This is a genomic window from Hymenobacter sp. FMD4 (assembly GCF_058932745.1).
On the sequence record NZ_JBZYWH010000002.1, the window covers coordinates 278,781 to 299,224 of the forward strand.

The window sequence follows — 20,444 nt, forward strand, 5'->3', positions numbered from 1 at the left end:
CGGGACCGACGGGCTTACGGTTGGCTCAAAAGGTACGCACAACGTCTGACGCGTGGGCCATCGAGAGGTCGAACCGTAGGCCGGTTGTTGGCGGTTCAGCGGGCTAGCGGCCTCACAGCCACGGCGGGCAGATCATTGTTCCCGGATAATTGTTCTTGGCTCATAAATTCCCTGCCTACCTTTGAAGAATGGAAACCACGACTCGCACCCTCGCCCAAGATACCGTTGTGTTTGACCTCATCCGCCGCGAAAAAGAGCGGCAGTTGCACGGTCTGGAGCTTATTGCCTCGGAGAACTTCGTCTCGGAGCAAGTAATGCAGGCGCAGGGCTCGATCCTGACCAACAAATACGCTGAGGGTTTGCCCGGCAAGCGCTACTACGGCGGCTGCGAAATCGTCGACCAGATCGAGCAGCTGGCCATCGACCGCGTGAAGGAGCTCTTCGGTGTGGAGTGGGCCAACGTGCAGCCGCACTCCGGCGCCCAGGCCAACGCCGCCGTGATGCTGGGCATTCTGAAGCCCGGTGACAAAATCCTTGGTTTCGACCTCTCGCACGGTGGTCACCTCACGCACGGCTCGCCGGTAAACTTCTCCGGTAAGCTGTACCAGCCTTCGTTCTACGGAGTGGAGCCCGAAACCGGCCTCATCGACTGGGAGAAGGTAAAAGAGACAGCGCGCCGCGAGCAGCCCAAGCTCATCATCTGCGGAGCCTCGGCCTATTCCCGCGACTGGAACTACCAAGCCCTGCGCGAAGCCGCCGACGAGGTGGGTGCGCTGCTGCTGGCCGATATTTCGCACCCCTCGGGTCTGATTGCCAAAGGCCTGCTGAATAACCCGTTTGACTACTGCCACATCGTAACCACCACCACGCACAAGACACTGCGCGGCCCGCGCGGCGGCCTGATCATGCTGGGCCAGGACTTTGAGAACCCCATGGGCCTGAAGACGCCCAAGGGTGAAATCCGCATGATGTCGTCGGTGCTGGATGGGGCCGTATTCCCCGGCACGCAGGGCGGCCCGCTGGAGCACGTCATCGGCGCCAAGGCTGTGGCTTTCGGTGAGGCGCTGACGGATGCCTACGGCGAGTACGCACAGCAGGTAATTCGCAACGCCCAGGCGCTGGCCACCGGCTTTACCAGCCGCGGCTACCAGATCATTTCGGGCGGTACTGATAACCACCTGATGCTGATTGATCTGCGTAGCAAGGGGCTCACGGGCAAGCTGGCCGAAAACACCCTGATCAAGGCCGACATCACCATCAACAAAAACATGGTGCCCTTCGACGACAAGTCGCCTTTCGTTACCTCGGGCATGCGCATCGGCTCGGCTGCAGTGACCACCCGCGGCCTGCGCGAAGCCGACATGGACCGCATCGTGGACTACATCGATCAGGCGCTAATGAACCACGACAACGATACGCGCCTCAGCGAGGTGCGCCAGCAGGTAAACGCGATGATGCGCGACCTGCCGTTGTTTTCTGTTTAAATGGCCAATGAGTAGATGATCAAGTGACGGATGTGCAGCCGGCCCCGGCAGATACTTGCGTTGTCGGAAAGCTGAAGCACGCGCTTTGTCGTATGGCTCCATGGGCGCAGCCGACTAGTCATTTGACCATTTAACAAGTTCAGAACCTTTGGAGTCTCCAACTCAAAAATTTCAGCAGAACCGGGCGGCGGCCGAAGGGGGCGAAATGTCCTTTATCGACCACCTGGAAGCGTTGCGCTGGCACATCATCCGGGCGGCTATTGCCATTGTGGTCTTTACCCTTGGGGCGTTCCTGTCGAAGGATTTTCTGTTCCACGAGCTGATTCTGGGTCCGTCGCGGCCGGATTTCTGGACCTACCGCATGTTCTGCAAGCTGGGAATGGCCCTGAACTCGCCCGACTTGTGCCTGAAGGAGCTCACCTTCGATTTGCAGAACCGGCAGATGAGCGGGCAGCTGACCATGCACATCAGCTCGGCGTTTATCGTGGGGCTGGTGCTGGGCTTTCCATACCTGTTCTGGGAGCTGTGGCGCTTTATCAAACCGGGGCTGTACCCCCACGAGCGGGCCAACTCACGCGGGGCGGTGTTTTTCGTGTCGGTTCTGTTTCTGCTGGGGCTGCTGTTTGGTTACTACGTGGCCGCGCCGCTGAGCATCAACTTCCTGGCTTCGTACCAGCTCGACGCCAGCATCGAAAACCAAATCGACCTGCAGAGCTACATCAGCACGCTTACCACCATGTCGCTTTCCTGCGCCTTCGTGTTTGAGCTGCCGATGATTGTGTTCTTCCTGGCCAAGGCCGGGCTGATTACGCCGGAAGTGATGCGCTTGTACCGCAAGCACGCCATTGTGGTTATTCTGATTATCTCGGCCATCATTACCCCGCCGGACGTGTCGTCGCAGCTAATTGTGACCATTCCGATTCTGCTGCTTTACGAGCTCAGCATCAACATTGCCCGCGTGGTACGCCGCAAGAATGTAGACCGCCTCAATGCCCAGTTGGCCGAAAACCAAGGCGTAGTGTAATTCACCTCAAATTGCTCATGATAAATGGCTGGTCGTTCACGCAAATCGTTGAACGACCAGCCATTTAACGTTAAACCATCCAGCCTTTCACCTCCAATGAAACAACTTGCTATTGGTTCCGACCACGCCGGTTTTGCTTACAAGGAAATGCTCAAGCCCTGGCTCGAGCAGCAGGGTTACGAGCTGCGCGACTTTGGCGCGCACTCCACCGACTCGGCCGACTACCCCGATTTTGCCCATCCGTTGGCTTCGGCCATTGAGCAGGGCAAACTGCCGCAGGGCATTCTGATTTGCGGCTCGGCCAACGGTGTCTGTATCACCGCCAACAAGCACAAAGGGGTGCGCGCTGCCATTGCCTGGCTACCCGAACTGGCTTCGCTGGCCCGCCAGCACAACAACGCCAACGTGCTCTGCCTGCCAGCCCGCTTCGTGAGCGAGGAGCAGGCCCGTCAGATTACGGAGCAGTTTCTGCAAACCGAGTTTGAAGGCGGCCGCCACCAAAACCGCGTCGGCAAGATTGACGCGTGCTAATGAAAAAGCGAAGGGGCGAATTGGTCAGTGGCAGTTCGTCACTCACCAGCTCGCCCCTTCGCTTTTTTACCTTTTACCTCGGGTGCAGCCGGTAAATGCCTGGCGTGCTTGTGGGCTGATAGCGCCCAAAAATGCGCGGCAGCTTGTAGCGCAGCTCGGGCAGCAGCTTGGCCTCGTCGATGAGGTAGGGCGGGGGCGTAGGCAGGTTGTTGGCGAGGCGAAAGACAGTGCTGTACTCGCTTAAGTGGCCGAAGTCACGCTGGGCTAAGGTCCAGTCGACGTAAGGCGTGCCGGCGTAATTTTCGACGTATACGCCGCGGCTTGGACCTAAAACCAATACCTGTTGACCGCTAAGGGAAGCGTAGCGCCGGTCGGGTCGGGCCGCGAAGCTGGCCTCTGAAGGCAGGTGTAGCACCTGCTCGATGCGCAGTATGCTGCGGTAGCGTACTACCGTCACGGCCGCCACCAGCACGAGGAACAGCACTTCGGCTACCCATATCCGGCGCGTGCGCTGCCACAGAAACAGCGCGAAATAGGTAATGGGCGGCAACACCACCGCCAGCAGCCCCGGCGCCGATACCCGTAGCACGGCTCCCAGCAACAAGGCTACGGCCAGCCAAACGAGCATTAACTGCTGAAACTTCACCTGAAATACCAGTCCCAGCGAAGAAGTAAAGGTGCGCAGCAACGCCACCAGCAAAACGACCCCGGGCAAAGCCATCAGGCCCAGCTGCAAGGAACGGGGCAAAGCATCGGCCGCTGCAGCCCCCTGAAACATGGACTTTAGGTGCAGCTGCTGAAAACTGGGCAGGGCATTGGTGTAGAGAAAGAACGTAGCCACCACTGCGTAAGGAAACACAAAGCCGCAAAGCAGCAGCAGAAAGCTGCGAAAACTATTGGCCGCGAAGCTAATGATGGCAAACAAGCCCACTAGTAGCAGCCACGCCAGCGGCATATAGCAAAGCGCCGCCAAGCCCAGCAGAAAGCCCGCCCGGAAGATGCGGCTGCTATCATATCCCTCGCGGGAAGTCGGCAGCAGGGCACTGAGAGCAAATACCACGAACGTCTGGCCCATGAGCAGCGGCGACAGCGTATCCAGCTCGCTGGTTACGCTGGCCAGCAGCACATAGGTCAGTGCCGCGAGGTAGCCACGCTCGGGGTGCACGTTGTAGCGGTTGAACACCACGCTTAACCGCAAGCCCTGCAGCAGCACCAAGGCCACGGCCATAAAGCGGTACAGCACCCAGGAACGCGGCAAAGCCAGGTCGAGCAGGCCGTAGAGCGCCGCGGCGAGCGGCGCGGTGTGGTCGTACACGTCGCGGTAAAGCAGGGCCCCGGCGTGCAGCCGTTCGCCCACCAGCCAGCCGCGCAGCTCTGCCATGGACAGTGGAACTTCGTCCAGCCAGAGCAGCGGCAGGCGCAGGCCCAGCGCTAGCAGTATCAAGAGCACCAGCCGAGCCGGCAGGGTACTTCGGAAGAATTCGAGCAATGCGGGTAAAGCGGTTTTGAGTTGAAGAGTTCAGAAGGGGAGGCAAATGCCCGGTTTCCGACGCTCTTTTTCAATCGATGCCAAAGGTAACGTAGGCCCGCCGCCCGGAGGCCATCAACAGCCTATTCTGTCCGTCCATACCTGCCCGGGGGCAATGCTTTCCAGTACTTCCCCGCCAAGCCTGCGAAGCTCCTAAACTCTCAAACTCAATCACTCGCTAACTGCTTAACTCCTTTCCCTCCTACCTTTGCACATTCTATGGAAAGCAAACGACAGCAGAAATTCGCCAGCCTGCTCACTAAGGAGCTGGCCGAAGTATTCCAGCGCGACATGCCGCACTTGTTTGCCGGCACGTTGGCGCCCAGCATCACGGCCATCCGCGTCAGCCCCGATCTGGGCGTTGCCCGCATTTACTTGAGCGTGTTGCTGGCCGCCGATCCGCAAAAGCTGGTCGATGCCATTCGCGACCAGAGCAAGGAAGTACGCATGGCGCTGGCCAAGCGCGTGCGTAACCAGCTGCGCGTGATTCCCGACCTGCAATTCTTCCTCGACGATTCGGCCGCGTACGCCACGCGCATGGACAAGGTCATTTCGGACCTGAACATCCCGCCCGCCCCGCCCGAAGACGAGAACGACAAGCCCAACCGCCCGCGCCTGTTCTCCGACGAAGAGTAAGCAGGGAGTTGGTGAGGTGATGAATTGGTGAGGGGCGTTTATGCGCCCCTATCACCAACAACATCAACTCGCCATTTCACCGTCCCACTATTTCACTACTGTTTCCCCTTGCATTACGACCCGATCAAACGCTCCCTCGGCAATGTGTTTAACCGCACACCGTGGCTGCGCCGGCTGTTTTATAACCTGCTCGATCTGCTGCTGCTGCGTACCTGGCACGTGCACCGCGAACTGCGCCAATGGTCGCACAACCGCCGCGACCAGTCGGTGAACATCCTCGACGCTGGTGCCGGCTACGGCCAGTACACTTACTGGCTGTCGGGCATGAGCCCGAAGTGGCAGACCCTGGCTGTAGACGTGAAGGAAGAGCAGGTAGCCGATTCCAATAATTTCTTCCGCCAGATCGGGCGGCCCAACGTGCAGTTTGCCGTGCAGGACTTGGTGCTGTATCAGCAGCCTAACTCTTTTGACCTGGCGCTGTCGGTGGACGTGATGGAGCACATTCTGGAAGACGTGGAAGTGATGACCAACCTGCACGCCTCCCTCAAAGACGGCGGCATGCTCATCATCAGCACGCCCTCGGACCAGGGCGGCTCCGATGTACACGGCGCCGAAGACGCTAGCTTTATCGAAGAGCACGTGCGCGACGGCTACAACATAGATGAGATTCAGCAGAAGCTTCGCACGGCCGGGTTTGAGCGCATCGAGGCCCGCTACAGCTACGGCATCCCGGGGCAGATTTCGTGGCGCCTGAGCATGAAGTACCCCATTCTCATGCTGGGCTTCTCGAAGCTGTTTTTCGTGCTGCTGCCGTTTTATTACCTGGTCACGTTTCCGCTCTGCCTGCTGCTGAATTGGCTCGACTCCACCGTCCGCCACGATTCGGGCACCGGGCTTATCGTAAAGGCCTGGAAATAGCCCGGCCCGGCTTTCTGCGTCACTTCAGTAGGCCTGATGCCGTCTGTTCTGCCCAAAATTCGTACAAGCGCCCAAACCCAGATTCCATATTGCAAACGCGGTGCGCCGGCCGCTAGCTTACGTTTCAACGCCCAAGCTCCCCCAATCCTTAACGCACACCTGAGTGAACGTTCCTTTCCTGATAGCCTGGCGTTACTTCCGCTCCAAGAAGAAGCGCAACATCATCAGCATCATCTCCAACATCTCCATGATTGGGGTGGCTGTGGGCACGATGGCGTTGATCATTGTGCTGTCGGTGTTCAACGGGCTGGAAGACCTCGTTCGCTCCCTGTACGGCAAGTCCGACCCCGACCTGAAAATCACGGCCGTGGAGGGCAAGTCCTTTACCGTCGATCAGTTTCTGCTTGGGCGCCTGCGGGCCGTGCCGGGCGTGGCCCTGGTCACGGAGGTAATCGAAGACAACGCCTTACTGCGCTACCACGAGCGGCAGATGGTGGTGAAGCTCAAAGGCGTATCGGAGAACTACTACGGCCAGAGCGAAATTGATTCAGCCATCGTCGACGGCGAACATCGCCTGCGCCGTAACGGCGAAGACTTTGCCCTGATCGGGGCCGGGGTGCAGCACGAGCTCAGCATCGCGCTCGAAAACCGTTTCTCCCCCCTGCAGCTGCTGTATCCGCGCAATGTGGCCGGCAAGCGCACCTTGTCCATGAACCCCGAAACGGCCTTCAACCAGGAACCCATCCTGGCCGGAGGGGTCTTCGCTATCGAGCAGCACGTCGACGACAGCTACGTATACGTGCCGCTCGAATTTGCCCAGCGGCTGCTGCGCTACGAAAACCGGCGCACCTCGCTGGAAATCAAAGTGGGCGGCCGCACCATCGAGCAAACCCAAGCTGAAATCAAACAACTGCTGGGCACGCAGTTCAATGTGCTGAACTCCGACGAGCAGCACGTGAGCCTGCTGCGGGCCATCAAGGTGGAGAAGATGTTCGTGTTCATCACTTTCGCCTTTATCCTGCTCATCGCCTCGCTCAACATTTTCTTCTCGCTTTCGATGCTGGTTATCGACAAGCGCAAGGACGTGGCCATTCTGATGGCCATGGGGGCTACTCCCAACACTATCCGCCGGGTATTTTTGATGGAAGGCGCCATTGTGGCTCAGGTTGGGGCCGTAGCCGGTTTGGCCTTGGGTGTCACTATTTGCTGGGTGCAGCAGCAGTTTAAGTTGGTGTCGATGGGCATGGCCACGAGTGTGGTAGATGCTTACCCGGTTAAGATGCAGGCGGCCGATATTATCTGGGTGGGTGTAGCTATCGTGCTCATTACCATCATTGTATCGATTCGTCCAGCGCTAGGAGCGCCCCAAATAGACCTGCGCGAAAACTTGTAAGCGCAGCGCGTGCGAAGCTGAACAGTAAAGCACGCAACCTTAATAGCAAATTTGGAGTTATTCGACCCCGGGTACCGTTTATAAACGGAGCCCGGGGCTTTTCTATATAGCTATAATTATTTGTATATTTTATTTTACTTTTTTTGAAATTATACGCTATTTAGTATTTGTCCTTACTTTCAACGTCGCTTTTGCTGCTACTATGAAGGTTTCTACCTCACAGCCTTTCCAAATAGTGTACTCACTCTTCGAGCATGAGTACCTTGGATATCTGTTTGAATCCTACGTGGTTCAGCGCAACGCCAAAGGGCAGCTCACGCTGCAACACCAGAACGTATCGGCCATGAACGCGGCCGAATTTGCCCACGGCCTCGACGAGAAAGACTTTGAACTGATAGCCCTGACGGATCAAATCCAGCAGGATGCCGTCATCAAGGAATTCTGGGCGAAGAAAACCACGCCAGCCGACTTCTTCCTAAAGATTTACGACGCTGAAAAGGGTGACAAAGGCCTGCAGGAGCGCATCAGCCAGTACATACAGGTGCGCATGGGCCAGCTGCTCGATGGGCTGCAGGGCAAGCTGGTGTTCATCATGGGCAAAGACGGCGAGCCTACGTGGAAGGAAATCCAGGTGGCCCCAGAAGCGGCATCGGTGCTGTTTCACTTCCGCCGCAACCCCGAAAACACCCACTACTTTCCTACCATCCAGTACCGCGGCCAGCGGCTGGACTTTCAGCAGCGCGATGCCGTGATGGTGTGCTGCCAGCCCGCCTGGATGCTGCTCGATGGCGTGCTGCACAACTTCCGCAACGAGGTAGACGGCAAGAAGCTGCAGCCTTTCCTTTCGAAAAAGTTTATTGTGATTCCGCGGCAGGTGGAGGACAGCTATTACCAGCGCTTTGTGGCGCCTTTGGTAGAGTCGTTCGACGTGCATGCCCGCGGCTTCGATATCCGTTCGGAGCGCTACGTGGCCAAGCCACACCTTATTTTCTCCGATGTGCCCAGCAGCAGCGTGGCTTACGACTCAGAAGAAACCACGCGGCGTACCCCCGCCGACGCCAGCGCCCAGCACATCCACTTTGATATTGCGTTTCAGTACGGCAACCACATCGTACGCAACCACGACAAGCGCGTGAGTGTGCAACTGGAAAAGACGTCGGATTCCTACGTATTTCACCGCCTTATCCGCGACCTGGAAAACGAGCAGAACTACATTCAAGAGCTGCAAGACCGTGCTCTGGTGGTGCGCAACGGCCGCGCCGTGCTGGAAAAAGCCACCGCCTTTAAGTGGCTGCACTCGCACGCCGAGGAACTAGCTCGCCTGGGCTTTACGGTGCAGCAGGGCAGCAGTTCGGGCAAGGATTATTTTATCGGCACCGTCACGGTCAACGTCGGCATTACCGAAAACAACGACTGGTTTGATATTCACGGTACCGTACGCTTCGGGGAGTTTGAAATTCCCTTCGTGAAGCTGCGGCCTTATATCCTGCAGAAGCGCCACGAATTCAAGCTGCCCAACGGACAGATTGCCATCATTCCGGAGGAGTGGTTTACGCAATACCTGGAGCTGTTTGCCTTCTCGGAGGAGCATCACCATTCGCTCACGCTTAAGAAGCACCACGTCGCTTTGGTTTCGGACCTGGAGAACGGCAACCTGGCTACCGTGACCATGTCGAGGAAGCTGGAGCGCCTGCGCGGCTTCGAAGTAGTGGAGGACCGGCCGTTGCCGGCAGGCTTCAAAGGCAGCCTGCGTCCTTACCAAAAAGCGGGCTACAACTGGCTGCACTTTGTACAGGACTACCACTTCGGCGGCTGCTTAGCCGACGATATGGGTTTGGGCAAAACGGTACAAACGCTGGCCATGCTACTGCAGCGCAAGGAAAGCGGTGCCGCGGCCGGAGCTGCCTCTTTGCTGGTAATGCCCACGTCGCTGGTGTACAACTGGCTGAGCGAGGCTTTGAAGTTCACGCCCGATCTGCGGGTGCTGACCTACACGGGCACCTACCGCGACAAGAACGTGGAGCAGTTTCAGGATTATGACCTGATTCTGACCTCGTACGGTATCGTGCGCCTGGATGCTGAGCTGCTGAAGACCTACAAGTTTGACTATGTCATTCTGGACGAGTCGCAGGCCATCAAGAACCCCAGCTCCACGACCTCGCAGGCCGTGCGGCACCTGCACTCGCGCCACCGCCTGATCCTGACAGGTACGCCGGTGGAAAACAGCACGATGGACCTCTGGTCGCAGATGTCGTTTATCAACCCCGGCCTGCTCGGCTCGCAGACGTTCTTCCGCAAGGAATTCCTGAAGCCCATCGAGAAGGAAAAAGACGAGCTGAAGACGCGCCGCCTGCACGCGCTCATCAAGCCTTTCATTCTGCGCCGTCACAAAGCCCAGGTGGCCACGGAACTGCCCGAGAAAATTGAGCACCTGAGCTACTGCCGCATGACCGACGAGCAGCAGCAGTGCTACGAGGAAACCAAGAGCTACTACCGCAACAAGATTCTGCAGAGCATCGAGGAGCACGGCACGGCCAGCACGCAGTTTATGCTACTGCAGGGCCTCACCAAGCTGCGCCAGATAGCCAACCACCCCCGCATGGCCGACGAGACCTACGAGGCCGAATCGGGCAAGCTGCGCGAGGTGGTGCGCATGATTCGCGGGGTAGTAGCCGAGGGTCACAAGGTGCTGGTGTTTAGTCAGTTCGTGAAGCACTTGGAGCTGGTGCGCCACGTACTCGACGAAAAGCAGATCGAGTACGCCTACCTCGACGGTAATACCCGCGACCGACAAAAGGAAGTGGCCCGTTTTCAGACTGACGAGGACCTGCGCGTGTTCCTCATCAGCCTCAAAGCTGGGGGCGTAGGCCTGAACCTCACCGCCGCCGACTACGTGTTCATTCTCGACCCGTGGTGGAACCCCGCCGTGGAAGCCCAGGCCGTCGACCGTGCCCACCGCATCGGGCAGGAGCGCACGGTCTTCACCTACAAGTTCATCACCAAGGGCACGGTAGAGGAGAAGATTTTGGCCCTGCAGAACCGTAAGATTCAGCTGGTGTCGGATCTGATAACCACCGACGAGGCCATTATCAAGAGCCTGACGAAGGAGGATATCGAGGAACTGCTGGGTTAATCGGCAGCCGGCTTCTTAAGCAATTGTTGCAGCTCCTGTGCTTTGGCCAGGAGCTGCCGCTGTTTTTGAGCCTGTTCCTGCGCGGTGGCTGAGGTGAGCTGCTTTTGACCGCTCATCCAGCGGATGAGCTGACCTCCGCTGAAGTAGTAGCATTGGGTACTGGTAATAGAGCCTGCTAGGGAGGGACGTTTTTGGAAATGAACAGCGTACTGCTGCTCCCGCTCCAGCACGAAGATGAGCTTGCCTTGGTCGAAGTAGTATTCCCAGTGGCTCTGCCCCATTTCGCCGTAGAAGGTGGCTTCCACTAGGCGCAGCTCCTGACGCTGGAAGTAGCCCGTGGCCGTGCCACCCTCCGTCGACCAGCCCCACACATCTATTTTGCGCTTGTGCAAGGTGGACAGGGCCTGACGCGTGATGTTGTATTGCTGGCGAATGCGCGTAAGCTCCGCATTGGAAACAGTAGTTTGCTGCAAATGGGCGCTTAGCAGCGCTGCACATGAAGCAATAACAATAGGCAGCATAATCATGGCTTCAAGTAACGATTTGCTTATCGATTTCCTGCGCCGCATCCACCCCGTGCCCGAGGCCGACCTGGAACGGCTGCTGCCGCTGTGGCAGGAGGTGCACTATGGGCGGCGGGAGTTCATCACGCGCGCCGGAGAAGTCGGGCGGCATCTGTACTTCGTGCTGGAGGGCATTCAGCGCAGCTACCACCTGCGCGATGGAAAGGAATACACGATGGCTTTCACATACCCGCCATCGTTCACGGGCATTCCCGAGTCGGTGCTGACGCGGCAGCCTTCGCCGCACTTTCTGGAGTGCATCACGCCGAGCCGACTGCTACGCCTGCCGTACGACAAAGTAGATGAGCTGCTATTGGAGTCGCCGGCGCTGGAGCGGCTGCTGCGCAAGCTTACGGAGCAGATATTGGTGGGCGTGCTGCACCGCCAGACGGAGTTGCTGACCTGCTCCATGACCGAACGCTTCCGGTTGTTTCTGCAGCGTAGCCCACATCTGCTCAATGCGGTGCCGCATAAGCACCTGGCTTCGTACCTCGGTATGGATGCCACCAATTTCAGCAAGCTACTGAACCAACTGCCGGTGTGAATCTTGGTGCAGACCAAGAATAAGCTGGTCTGCGCAAAAGAGCTTTGCCTTATTCATCTACGGATAAGGCAACATGAAAACAGCACCTGCTACCGAAGTACGGGAAGACACGCCGCCGACCCGCCCGGCCTGGCTGGATGAGAATGAATTCCCGTTTACACCGCGTCATGTGCAGTTGCCGGCGGGCCGCTTGCACTACGTGGACGAGGGACAGGGCGAAACGGTGGTGTTCGTGCATGGCACGCCTACGTGGTCGTTTCTGTTCCGGGCGCAGCTGAAAGCCATGGTCGGTGCCGGGTACCGCTGCATTGCGCCGGACCACCTCGGCTACGGCTTATCCGACAAACCCCAGGACTGGGATTATCACCCCGAAAGCCATTCCCGTAATCTGGAACAACTGCTGGAGCACCTGCAGGTGCGCGACATCACGCTGGTGGTGCACGATTTTGGCGGACCCATCGGGCTTAGCTACGTCCTGCGGCAACCGGAGCGGGTGAAGCGTTTGGTGCTGATGAATACCTGGCTGTGGTCAACCAAGGAGGAGCCGCAAGCCCGGCGGGCCGATGCGTTGCTGCACAGCTGGCTCGGGCGGTTTCTGTACCTGCGCCTCAACTTCTCAGCCAAGGTGCTGCTCCGAAAAGGCTTTGCTGATACCAAGAAGCTGACGCCGCAGGTGCACCAGCACTATCGGTCACCGTTTCCGAATTGGGCTGCCCGCTGGGGCGTGCTCAAAACGGGGCAATGGCTGGTACGCGCTTCCGATTGGTACGCGGCGCAGGAGCGGCAGTTGGCGCAATTAGCCGCCAAGCCGGCATTGCTGCTGTGGGGCAAGCAGGATGCATTCTTCCGCGAAGAGCACCTCGTCCGCTGGCAGCGCCTGTTGCCCCAAGCTTGTACCGTGACGCTGGAGTGTGGCCACTTTTTGCCGGAAGAACAACCAGAGTCGGTAACGAGGGAATTGCTGTTATTTCAGCAAAGATCATGATGGCTGGTCTGATTATCAGCCAAATGCATGGATGCAAAGTCGGCCATCAACTGACTCAGGTGCTCGATATCGGTAGGGGTGTGCAGGGCCGAAAGTACCACCCGGGTAATGCGCGCATCGGCGGGTGTAGGATAATGAAAGCTCGAAACCAGTACGTCACGCTCCTGTAGAAATTCACACAGCGCATCGGCCGGCGTATAGAAAACCGGAAACTCCCGCGCCGACTGAAACAACCCCGATGCGGCGGTAGCCTCGGTGAAGCGGGAAATATTGGCTGCGAGCTGCTGACGTGCCGTCTGGTACAAGCTTGTCGCTTGCATGAAGGCGTGCAGGTATGCCGGCACCACCGGCGAGCTGGCCCCAAAAAAGGCGCTGCGCCGCAGTTCTTCAATAAACGTAGCATCGGCCCAAACCACACCGCCTGGAATACCGCAGGCCTTGCCCAAGGAGCTTACAACCACGAGCTGCACGCCGGATGGTACCCGCACTTCGGGGCTGATGCCGGCTCCGTCTGTACCGATGACGCCGAAGCCGTGGGAATCGTCGATGAGGACGGTGATGGGCCGATCGGTGGGCAACTCTTGCGCCCAGCTGAAGTCGTAGCGCTGCACGCGCAATGGGTCCAGCGAGTTGCTGACGATGACCACCGGCTCGGCAGGTTCTTGGTGCAGGCGCTGCAGCAGCTGCGCGGCCCAGTCGGCGTGAGAAAGGGGCGAGGCGGCCACCACTGCCGGCTCCGATAGCCAAGCCGCTGGGTGCGTGCCCGGCGCGTACTCGAAGCGGCCAGCCGAGGCCAGAGCTTTTACGGCCATCTGACCGGCCAAGTAACCCGACGAAACCGTGACGGCGGCCTCGGCCCCGACTGTGGTGGCCAGGTGGGCTTCGGCCTCTTCGTAAATGCGCAGCCGCAGGGAGCCGTGCCGCGACGAGCCGTAGTTGGTACCGTAGCGGGCCAGGCCTTCGGCGAGCAGACCGGCAAAAGCAGGGTTGCGGGCCATGCCGAGGTAACCGGTACCGCTGCAGTAGAGGTACTCGCGGCCGTCGTCGGCGAGCAGGGTGCGGCCGGGCAGGTGATGAGCGTGCAGCATACTACGGGCAGGCTATTCGCGCAGATACATTCGGAACGTGGTGCCACGCCCTTCCTGACTTTCAACCTCAATGCGGCCGCCATTGGCCTGCACGATGCGGTTGACCAGGTACAGGCCTACGCCTGTTCCTTCGGCGTGGGAGGTGTGGAAGCGGCGAAAAAGCTGGAACATCTCGCCGCCGTGCCGCGCCAAGTTGAAACCCAGGCCGTTGTCGGCCACCAGCAGCACCGGCTGCTCATCGGCCAGCTCCGCTGCTATGTGCACGTGCGGCGTGCGGCTGGGGTCAGCATATTTCAGGGCATTGCCCACGAGGTTAAACAGAATGGTGCGCAGGTTGGTCCGGGAGTACCGTACCCTGGGAACTGAATCGAAAGCAGTGGTGATGCGGGCCTGAGAGGCCGCAACCTGTGGCTGTAGCGCTACGAGTACCTCGCTGATTAGCTCGTCCAGGCTAACCGTTTCCACCGGCAGATTCGTGGTTTGCGGGGTCTGGCCCAGCGCAGCTAAGCCATCGATGCTGCTGCTGAGCTGGTGCAGGGCACTGGCCATCAGCGGCAGCAGCAGCTGTTCTTCGCGCGGGTCGGCAAAGGAGATATTGCGCCGTAGCTCATCGAAAAGGCCGGTGAGGTTATTGACGGGCTGCTTCAGGTCGTGCGAGGCGGCGTACACGAAGTTGTCCAGGTCCTGGTTGGTGCGCGTGAGCTGCTGGTTGCTGCGACTCAGGGCAGTATTGGCCGTTTGAGCTTCCGCCATAGCCGCCTGCAGCGTGGCGTTGGCTTCGGCCAGTTCCTGGCCCAGCTTCTCCAGGCGCTGCCGGGCCAGTACCTGTTCGGTGGCGTACACGGCAAATACCAGCACGCCCTGCTGGTCGCCGTAGGCATCCGTCAGCGGCTGGCACACGAAATTCAGGTAATGCTGTTTGGGCTGGCTGGTGGCCGGATCAAGGAAGCGAATGGGCGTTTCAGTGCCTTTGAACGGCGTGCCCGTGAAGTATACCTGATCGAGCAGCCCAATAAAGCCTTGCTCCACCAGCTCCGGTAAGGCCTCCGCAGCACTAAGCCCTAATTTCGCCCGCCCGCCCACCAGCTGCTGATAGGTGTCGTTGAAAAAAGAGTACCGGTGCTCGGGGCCCACCAGGGTAGCCACGGCCGCGGGTGCCTGGCCCAGAATCTGCTGGAGGTGTTTTTCCTGCGCCTGCAGCTGCAGGCGTTGTTGCTCAGCTTCGTGCAGGGCCCGGGCCAGCGCCTGGGTGCGCTCGGCTACCCGGGCCTCCAGCTCCTCGTTGAGCTGCCGCAACGCTTCCTGCGTGAGCACCAGTTCGTCAAAGTTTGACTGGATTTCCTCGTTGGCGGCTTGCAGCTCCTCGTTGGCGGCCGACAACTCCTGCTCGCTTTCCTCCGCCCGGTACCGCGCTACTACCTGCGGCGTGACTTCATAAGCAAACACGAGGATTCCGTCGATGTCGCCTGTGGCATTGCGGCGCGGCTGGTAAATGAAATTGTAGTAGCGCTTTTCCAGGCGGTTTGGCTGGGAGTTGCTGTGGTCGAGCTGCACCAGCATTTCATTGGCCCGATACGGCATGCCGGTTCGGTACACGTCGTCGAGCAGCCCGAAAATAGGCTGCCCGGCTAGTTCCGGCATGGCTTCGCGGATGGGGCGGCCCAGCAGTGGCCGCTTGCCCACGAGGCGCTGATAGTCGGGGTTGACAAGCTCAAACACGTGCTCCGGTCCCCCAAAGATGCAGATCATGGCTGGCGCCTGCATGAACATGCCGTGCAGCTCCTGCCGTCCGGCTTCGGCCGCCGCCCGTGCCTGCTCGATGGTCTGATTGGCGGTGCGCAACTGCTCGTTGGCCAAGGCGAGTTGCTCGTTCAGGGCTTGCTGGCGCTGCTCGGCCGCCTCCATCAGCCGGCGCGCCCGCACCTGATCGGAGACTTCTACGGCTATGACCACCACTCCCAGCAGTTGCTCATGCTCATGGTACAGCGGTTGGTAAACGAAGGAGTAATAAGGTCCTGCCTCGGTCGGGCGGTCTGGCCGTGAAGTAGACTTTTCGTTTTCGATGGCTGGCACTTGGGTGTGAAATACTGTGGCCACGTGCTGCGCAAAGTCACGACTGTGCAACTCGGGCAGCGCTTCCTCTAAGGGCTGGCCCAGCACTTGCTGCGGGGCGCGCCCCCATATGGCGCACATCATGTCATTGGCCAGGCCGATGCGATGCTCGGGCCCTTCAAAAAAGGCCACTGCTACCGGAGCCTGGTCCAGCAACGCCCAAAAATGTTGGCGCTGGCGCTTGGCCATGGCTAGTGCGGTCTGTTCGCGCAGCTGGCTTTCGTGCAGCGCTTGCTGCAGATCGAGGCCGGAGGGAACAGGTGCTGCCAAGCTCACTAGTAGCCCCGCCCCAACGCGCCGGGCAGTAGCACTCCAATACGGGACGTCGGCGTCATCTGCGGCTTTTTGAAGTTCAAACCCTGCCGCTTCATTCACATGAAAAGCTTGGCAGAGTAGCTGCAGACTGCCATCAGCGGCACTCTGCGGAAACTGCTGGCCCCAGCTTTGGCTGGGAGAGGCGGCCAGGCCCAACTGCTGCTGGGCAGTAGCGTTTAAGAAGGCAAATGCAAAATCCACGGGTGCCTCGTCGCCTTCCGTTGCAAAAATGGGGGTGAGCAGCACCACGCCGTAGGCCGATGCCTCAAGCAGGGCCGTCAGCAGCTCACCGGGCGGAAACGAGTCGGGTAACAAAGGCGGAGCGGCTTTTGACATAGCTTCACTGACCAGCCCGTGCACCGTGCAGCGGCCAGCCGGGTAGGTGACCTACGTAAGATCAGACAATCGGGATGGAAAGCAAGCTATGCGACGGGTAGAGCCCAGCCGGGTGCAAACAAACGGGCAGCGCCCGGGTTGCATCTGCGACCTATGCACCTTACCATCCGAACGCCCGTCCGGCAAACGCCCGCTCAGGTCTGGGCCGGCTTTACGCGTCAGCTGTTTCTGGCGCTGGCGCCGCCCGCGCCGCAGCTTCGCCTGTTGCGCTTCGATGGCTGCCAGCGCGGCGATGTGGTGGAGATAGAGCTGCACCTTGGGCCGGTGCGCCTGACACGCTGGACTTCGCTTATTACTGAGCACGGCGAGCTACCCGGCGGCGGGCGCTATTTCGTGGATCAGGGGCAGGAGGTACCCGCGCCGCTCCGCTTCTGGCGGCATCGTCACCTGCTGGAGGCCGCGCCGAGTGGCGGTACCGTCATCGTCGATGCCATCGAATACCGCACGGCTTCAGCTTGGCTTGATAAGCTGATTTACCCGGTGATGTGGGCGCAGTTTGCCTGGCGCGGCCCCGTTTATCGGCGCGTGTTTGGGGCGCCTACAGCGGCAGCACCATCCTGATATCAGCCCGCTGGTATTCCGAAGCCGGCAGCGGTGCTTCCCGGAAGCCCAGCTTGCGGTAGAGCGTAAGGGCAGGGGCGAGGCTGGTGTTCGACACCAACTCGATTTCACGGGCGCCTATTTCCCGCGCCTTGTCGATAGCGGCCTGCCCGAGCAGCCTGCCAATGCCCAAGCCTTGGGCCGAGGGCGTCACGGCCATTTTGGCCAGCTCGTACACGCCGTCGGGCTCTTTGATAAGGGCGCAGGTGCCCACAATCTGTCCCGCGTGTTCGGCCATGAAAATGTAGCCTCCCGCATCGAGGATGTAGCGCTGCGGGTCGTTGAGCACGCGGTGGTCGGCTTCCTCCAGCTCGAAATAGCGCGTTATCCACTCGTGGTTCAGGGCCCGAAAAGCGGGCTGGTGCTGGGGTTGGTAAGCAATGATGCGGACGTCGGCCATAGGTCGTAAGCGGGCGGTTGACGCAAAGTTGGGGCTGCTTTTCCAATTGACTGTGGCGCTGCCGCCGCTATTGCCGAACTTTGCGGCCTTTCTTTCGCGTTAGCCCCGTCTATGCCTCAGCCCGCTACCATCTTCCTCAAGCCCGGAAAAGATCAATCCCTGCGCCGCCTCCACCCGTGGGTGTTCTCAGGCGCCATTGCCCGCATGCAGGGCGAAGTGGTGGAAGGCGAGGTGGTGCAGGTGCGCGCCCACAACGGCGAACCGCTCGGCCAGGGCCACTACGCGCCTGGCTCCATTGCGGTGCGCATGCTGGCCTTTGGCGACGCCGACCCCATCGACGACCAGTTTTGGGTGGAAAAGCTGCGCAATGCTTACCAGCTGCGTCATAGCCTGGGCCTTACCGGTGCTGGCAACACCAATGTGTATCGCTTGGTGCACGCCGAAGGCGACGGTGTTCCCGGCCTCATTATCGACGTGTATGGCGACGTAGCCGTGGTGCAGGCGCACAGCGCCGGCATGTACCGTGCCCGACCGCAGATAGCCGCTGCCCTGCAAGCCGCGGTGCCCGGCCTGCGCGCCATCTACGACAAGAGCAGCGAAACCGTGCCCACCAAGGCCGCGCCCGACGCCGAGAACGGCTACCTGCTGGGTGAGAGCACCGGCGCCGAGCACGTCGTTAATGAAAACGGTCACCGCTTCGCCGTAGACTGGGAAACGGGCCAGAAAACCGGCTTCTTCATCGACCAGCGCGACAACCGGGCCCTGCTGGCTCGCTACGCCCCCGGCCGCCGTGTGCTGAACACATTCTGCTACACCGGCGGGTTCTCGGTGTATGCCCTGCAAGCCGGCGCCGATCTGGTGCACTCCGTCGATTCGAGCAAGAAAGCCATCGAGCTGACCAACCGCAACGCCGAGCTGAGCGGCTTGGCTGATAAGCACGAAGCCTACGCCCAGGACGTGTTTAGCTTCCTCAAAGACCGTCACAACCAGTACGACCTCATCGTGCTCGATCCGCCGGCTTTCGCCAAGCACCTCTCGGCCCGCCACAACGCCATCATGGGCTACAAGCGCCTGAACGTGGCCGGCATCAAGCAAATCGCGCCCGGTGGGCTGCTGTTCACCTTCAGCTGCTCGCAGGTAGTGAGCATGGAACTGTTCGAGGGCGCCGTAATGGCCGCGGCCATCGAAGCGGGCCGCCCGGCGCGCATCCTGCACCGCCTCACCCAGCCCGCCGACCATCCCGTGAGCTTGTTCCACCCCGAAGGCGAGTACCTAAAGGGCTTGGTGCTGGCGGTAGACTAAGGGCCGTAGGCAATAAATAAGAAAGAGCGTCCTGCTTCATCTGGTGTCCGCCGGTGGGGCAGGACGTTTTTCAAGGCCCGGGACGTCTTTTGCGGCGCGGTATCAGCCCTGGGCTTGATAGTGTAGCGAAGCATCTGCCTTTAGTACTTTTCAGCATGAGTTGCTGGAAAGCCTATTTTACATCAGCTATTGTCGCGCTGCTCCTGTCTGCCTGCGAGCAAAAACGCTCAAGCGCGGAGAAAGCAGCCCCGCCGGTAACGCCGCCGGATACAGTAGTGACTAAGGCTACCCCGGCTGTGGCCGTCGCTCGCCTTCTGCCGCGCGACACCGTTGATGCCAGCCGCGTCGATATGAGCCACCGCGTGGGCCGCGACACCACTTTTACCGTGAGCGGCCAGCAGTACCGGCTGCTGCTGCGGGCCGAGGCCGATTCATCCAAGCCGTTGGTCGTGGTTACGAGCGGCCTTGTGGGCGGAGCATTTGCCGACGACTCCAGCACCTTTGCCCAAACCAAGCGGGTGCGCGGCTATCAAGGGCATTACTTTATTACGCTGCTCGGCCCGCATGGCCAGCGCGTGTTCCGGCGCAAGCTGTCTAAATCGGACTTCAGTAAAATAGTGGGCCAAGACGTGGCTACCGTCAGCAACCTAGTCCCGCCCGCCTTCATGGGCTACCACGCCCCGAGCCAGACACTGGCTTTTACGCTAGACATCGGCATTCCCTTCAGCGACGTATGGTGGCGGTGCGTGCTGCTGTTGGGCCTTGATGGGCAGCTGCGCCGGCCGCCGCTGCCTTGCTGGTATGTCTGGGACGGGCTTCATTGCGACCCGCGCCTGTTCGCCGACGGTACCGTTCTCACCTGCGAGGCCCTGGTTACGCCGAGCAACTCAATCATCAAGCTTGATAAACCTAAAGCAGCTTTGGTCGCCGCTTTCGTGCTTTCCGATTCGACGCTCTGCACCGTGTATAATTACGGAGAACAGCGACGCAAGCCCCGCAGCACTTCGCGCGCTGTGGCCGCTCCAGATGCGGACCCAAGCGTTAGCGCCGGTTTCGTCGACGACGATTCGGACGAGTACGAATGGGTGGTGCCGAAAGCCTATCGCAACGCACCCAATGCCTTCGTCATCAACACCCGCGGGCAGGTGCGTCAGCAGTTCCGGTTCGAAGCTTTTACCGATGCTACAGAATACAATGTGCTGCGCAAGTGCCTGCCCCAAACACACACGTACTATCTCCTCGACGAAAAGCGCGGCCTGTACTTGCTCGATAAACACAGCCCCGCATCCGTAAACCGGTTGCGCTTCGAGCTGATGCAACCGTTCCGCAAGCCGCAAGGCAAGTCCGAGGTGCGCTTCAGCTTCCAAACCTGGACGAAGAAGTTTACTTTCTACGTCGATACGCTACAGCCAACCCGCGTACGCTACCAGCGTATCGTGCGCCCAAACGACGACGTGCTGGAACCTTAGCCGCCGAATTTGTTTAGCAAGTC

17 protein-coding genes are annotated in these 20,444 nt (G+C 59.7%); 12 read left to right on the top strand and 5 right to left on the bottom strand.

Annotated features, from left to right (window positions below):
• The first annotated feature begins 188 nt into the window (after positions 1 to 188).
• The 3 genes from glyA (at position 189) to rpiB (ending at position 3,039) form a co-directional block, all read left to right on the top strand.
• On the top strand, positions 189 to 1,484 hold the full coding sequence (gene glyA / locus AC5FXY_RS03170; RefSeq protein ID WP_493555177.1) for a serine hydroxymethyltransferase: 1,296 nt from the start codon (positions 189 to 191) through the stop codon (positions 1,482 to 1,484).
• 148 nt (positions 1,485 to 1,632) lie between these two features.
• Positions 1,633 to 2,508 carry a twin-arginine translocase subunit TatC gene (gene tatC, locus AC5FXY_RS03175; protein WP_493555178.1) on the top strand — a complete coding sequence of 292 codons (876 nt, stop codon included), beginning with the start codon at positions 1,633 to 1,635 and terminating at the stop codon, positions 2,506 to 2,508.
• Between the two features lie 96 nt (positions 2,509 to 2,604).
• On the top strand, positions 2,605 to 3,039 hold the full coding sequence (gene rpiB / locus AC5FXY_RS03180; RefSeq protein ID WP_493555179.1) for a ribose 5-phosphate isomerase B: 435 nt from the start codon (positions 2,605 to 2,607) through the stop codon (positions 3,037 to 3,039).
• Positions 3,040 to 3,112: 73 nt separating this feature from the next.
• On the opposite strand, the gene AC5FXY_RS03185 is transcribed toward rpiB, so the two are convergent.
• Positions 3,113 to 4,528, bottom strand: a complete 1,416-nt coding sequence (locus tag AC5FXY_RS03185; protein ID WP_493555180.1) for a hypothetical protein — start codon at positions 4,526 to 4,528, stop codon at positions 3,113 to 3,115.
• A 258-nt stretch (positions 4,529 to 4,786) separates the two neighbouring features.
• On the opposite strand from AC5FXY_RS03185, the gene AC5FXY_RS03190 reads away from it, so the two are divergent.
• The 4 genes from AC5FXY_RS03190 to AC5FXY_RS03205 all read left to right on the top strand — a co-directional run bounded on the left by AC5FXY_RS03190 (position 4,787) and on the right by AC5FXY_RS03205 (position 10,647).
• Positions 4,787 to 5,203, top strand: a complete 417-nt coding sequence (locus AC5FXY_RS03190; RefSeq protein ID WP_493555181.1) for a ribosome-binding factor A — start codon at positions 4,787 to 4,789, stop codon at positions 5,201 to 5,203.
• A 108-nt stretch (positions 5,204 to 5,311) separates the two neighbouring features.
• Entirely contained in the window at positions 5,312 to 6,121 is an 810-nt protein-coding gene (locus AC5FXY_RS03195) for a class I SAM-dependent methyltransferase (RefSeq protein ID WP_493555182.1), read from the top strand.
• A gap of 163 nt (positions 6,122 to 6,284) precedes the next feature.
• Entirely contained in the window at positions 6,285 to 7,514 is a 1,230-nt protein-coding gene (locus AC5FXY_RS03200; protein ID WP_493555183.1) for an FtsX-like permease family protein, read from the top strand.
• A 202-nt stretch (positions 7,515 to 7,716) separates the two neighbouring features.
• Complete coding sequence (locus tag AC5FXY_RS03205) at positions 7,717 to 10,647, top strand: DEAD/DEAH box helicase (RefSeq protein ID WP_493555184.1); 2,931 nt, start codon at positions 7,717 to 7,719, stop codon at positions 10,645 to 10,647.
• Here the strand turns inward: AC5FXY_RS03205 and AC5FXY_RS03210 are convergent.
• Positions 10,644 to 11,120, bottom strand: a complete 477-nt coding sequence (locus AC5FXY_RS03210) for a hypothetical protein (protein WP_493555185.1) — start codon at positions 11,118 to 11,120, stop codon at positions 10,644 to 10,646. The genes AC5FXY_RS03205 and AC5FXY_RS03210 overlap by 4 nt on opposite strands.
• 52 nt (positions 11,121 to 11,172) lie before the next feature.
• On the opposite strand from AC5FXY_RS03210, the gene AC5FXY_RS03215 reads away from it, so the two are divergent.
• Both AC5FXY_RS03215 and AC5FXY_RS03220 read left to right on the top strand, forming a co-directional pair.
• Positions 11,173 to 11,754 (top strand): Crp/Fnr family transcriptional regulator, encoded by a 582-nt coding sequence (locus AC5FXY_RS03215; protein WP_493555186.1) that lies wholly within the window; start codon positions 11,173 to 11,175, stop codon positions 11,752 to 11,754.
• 73 nt (positions 11,755 to 11,827) lie between these two features.
• Positions 11,828 to 12,739 (top strand): alpha/beta fold hydrolase, encoded by a 912-nt coding sequence (locus AC5FXY_RS03220; protein ID WP_493555187.1) that lies wholly within the window; start codon positions 11,828 to 11,830, stop codon positions 12,737 to 12,739.
• Here AC5FXY_RS03220 and AC5FXY_RS03225 read toward each other — a convergent pair.
• Together AC5FXY_RS03225 and AC5FXY_RS03230 are read right to left on the bottom strand one after the other, a co-directional pair.
• Positions 12,724 to 13,827, bottom strand: coding sequence for an aminotransferase class I/II-fold pyridoxal phosphate-dependent enzyme (locus tag AC5FXY_RS03225; protein WP_493555188.1), 1,104 nt, complete (start codon positions 13,825 to 13,827; stop codon positions 12,724 to 12,726). The two genes, AC5FXY_RS03220 and AC5FXY_RS03225, sit on opposite strands and share 16 nt — an antisense overlap.
• Positions 13,828 to 13,839: 12 nt before the next feature.
• Positions 13,840 to 16,590, bottom strand: coding sequence for a PAS domain-containing sensor histidine kinase (locus AC5FXY_RS03230; RefSeq protein WP_493555189.1), 2,751 nt, complete (start codon positions 16,588 to 16,590; stop codon positions 13,840 to 13,842).
• Between the two features lie 153 nt (positions 16,591 to 16,743).
• On the opposite strand from AC5FXY_RS03230, the gene AC5FXY_RS03235 reads away from it, so the two are divergent.
• Positions 16,744 to 17,211: an SRPBCC family protein gene (locus tag AC5FXY_RS03235; protein ID WP_493555190.1), complete on the top strand. Its 468-nt coding sequence runs from the start codon at positions 16,744 to 16,746 to the stop codon at positions 17,209 to 17,211.
• On the opposite strand, the gene AC5FXY_RS03240 is transcribed toward AC5FXY_RS03235, so the two are convergent.
• Positions 17,189 to 17,650 (bottom strand): GNAT family N-acetyltransferase, encoded by a 462-nt coding sequence (locus tag AC5FXY_RS03240; protein ID WP_493555191.1) that lies wholly within the window; start codon positions 17,648 to 17,650, stop codon positions 17,189 to 17,191. The genes AC5FXY_RS03235 and AC5FXY_RS03240 overlap by 23 nt on opposite strands.
• A gap of 111 nt (positions 17,651 to 17,761) precedes the next feature.
• Between AC5FXY_RS03240 and AC5FXY_RS03245 the strand changes: the two genes are divergently transcribed.
• Both AC5FXY_RS03245 and AC5FXY_RS03250 read left to right on the top strand, forming a co-directional pair.
• Entirely contained in the window at positions 17,762 to 18,952 is a 1,191-nt protein-coding gene (locus AC5FXY_RS03245) for a class I SAM-dependent rRNA methyltransferase (RefSeq protein ID WP_493555192.1), read from the top strand.
• 296 nt (positions 18,953 to 19,248) lie between these two features.
• The gene (locus tag AC5FXY_RS03250; RefSeq protein WP_493555193.1) at positions 19,249 to 20,421 is read left to right on the top strand and encodes a hypothetical protein; all 1,173 of its coding nucleotides are present in this window, start codon (positions 19,249 to 19,251) and stop codon (positions 20,419 to 20,421) included.
• The last annotated feature ends 23 nt before the right edge of the window (positions 20,422 to 20,444 follow it).

Excerpts from the sequence above, each read along its gene's own strand:
- glyA (WP_493555177.1), top strand. The coding sequence starts at position 189 with ATGGAAACCACGACTCGCACCCTCGCCCAAGATACCGTTGTGTTTGAC.
- rpiB (WP_493555179.1), top strand. The coding sequence starts at position 2,605 with ATGAAACAACTTGCTATTGGTTCCGACCACGCCGGTTTTGCTTACAAG.
- AC5FXY_RS03190 (WP_493555181.1), top strand. The coding sequence starts at position 4,787 with ATGGAAAGCAAACGACAGCAGAAATTCGCCAGCCTGCTCACTAAGGAG.
- AC5FXY_RS03205 (WP_493555184.1), top strand. The coding sequence starts at position 7,717 with ATGAAGGTTTCTACCTCACAGCCTTTCCAAATAGTGTACTCACTCTTC.
- AC5FXY_RS03215 (WP_493555186.1), top strand. The coding sequence starts at position 11,173 with ATGGCTTCAAGTAACGATTTGCTTATCGATTTCCTGCGCCGCATCCAC.
- AC5FXY_RS03220 (WP_493555187.1), top strand. The coding sequence starts at position 11,828 with ATGAAAACAGCACCTGCTACCGAAGTACGGGAAGACACGCCGCCGACC.
- AC5FXY_RS03225 (WP_493555188.1), bottom strand. The coding sequence starts at position 13,827 with ATGCTGCACGCTCATCACCTGCCCGGCCGCACCCTGCTCGCCGACGAC.
- AC5FXY_RS03230 (WP_493555189.1), bottom strand. The coding sequence starts at position 16,590 with ATGTCAAAAGCCGCTCCGCCTTTGTTACCCGACTCGTTTCCGCCCGGT.
- AC5FXY_RS03235 (WP_493555190.1), top strand. The coding sequence starts at position 16,744 with ATGCACCTTACCATCCGAACGCCCGTCCGGCAAACGCCCGCTCAGGTC.
- AC5FXY_RS03240 (WP_493555191.1), bottom strand. The coding sequence starts at position 17,650 with ATGGCCGACGTCCGCATCATTGCTTACCAACCCCAGCACCAGCCCGCT.
- AC5FXY_RS03245 (WP_493555192.1), top strand. The coding sequence starts at position 17,762 with ATGCCTCAGCCCGCTACCATCTTCCTCAAGCCCGGAAAAGATCAATCC.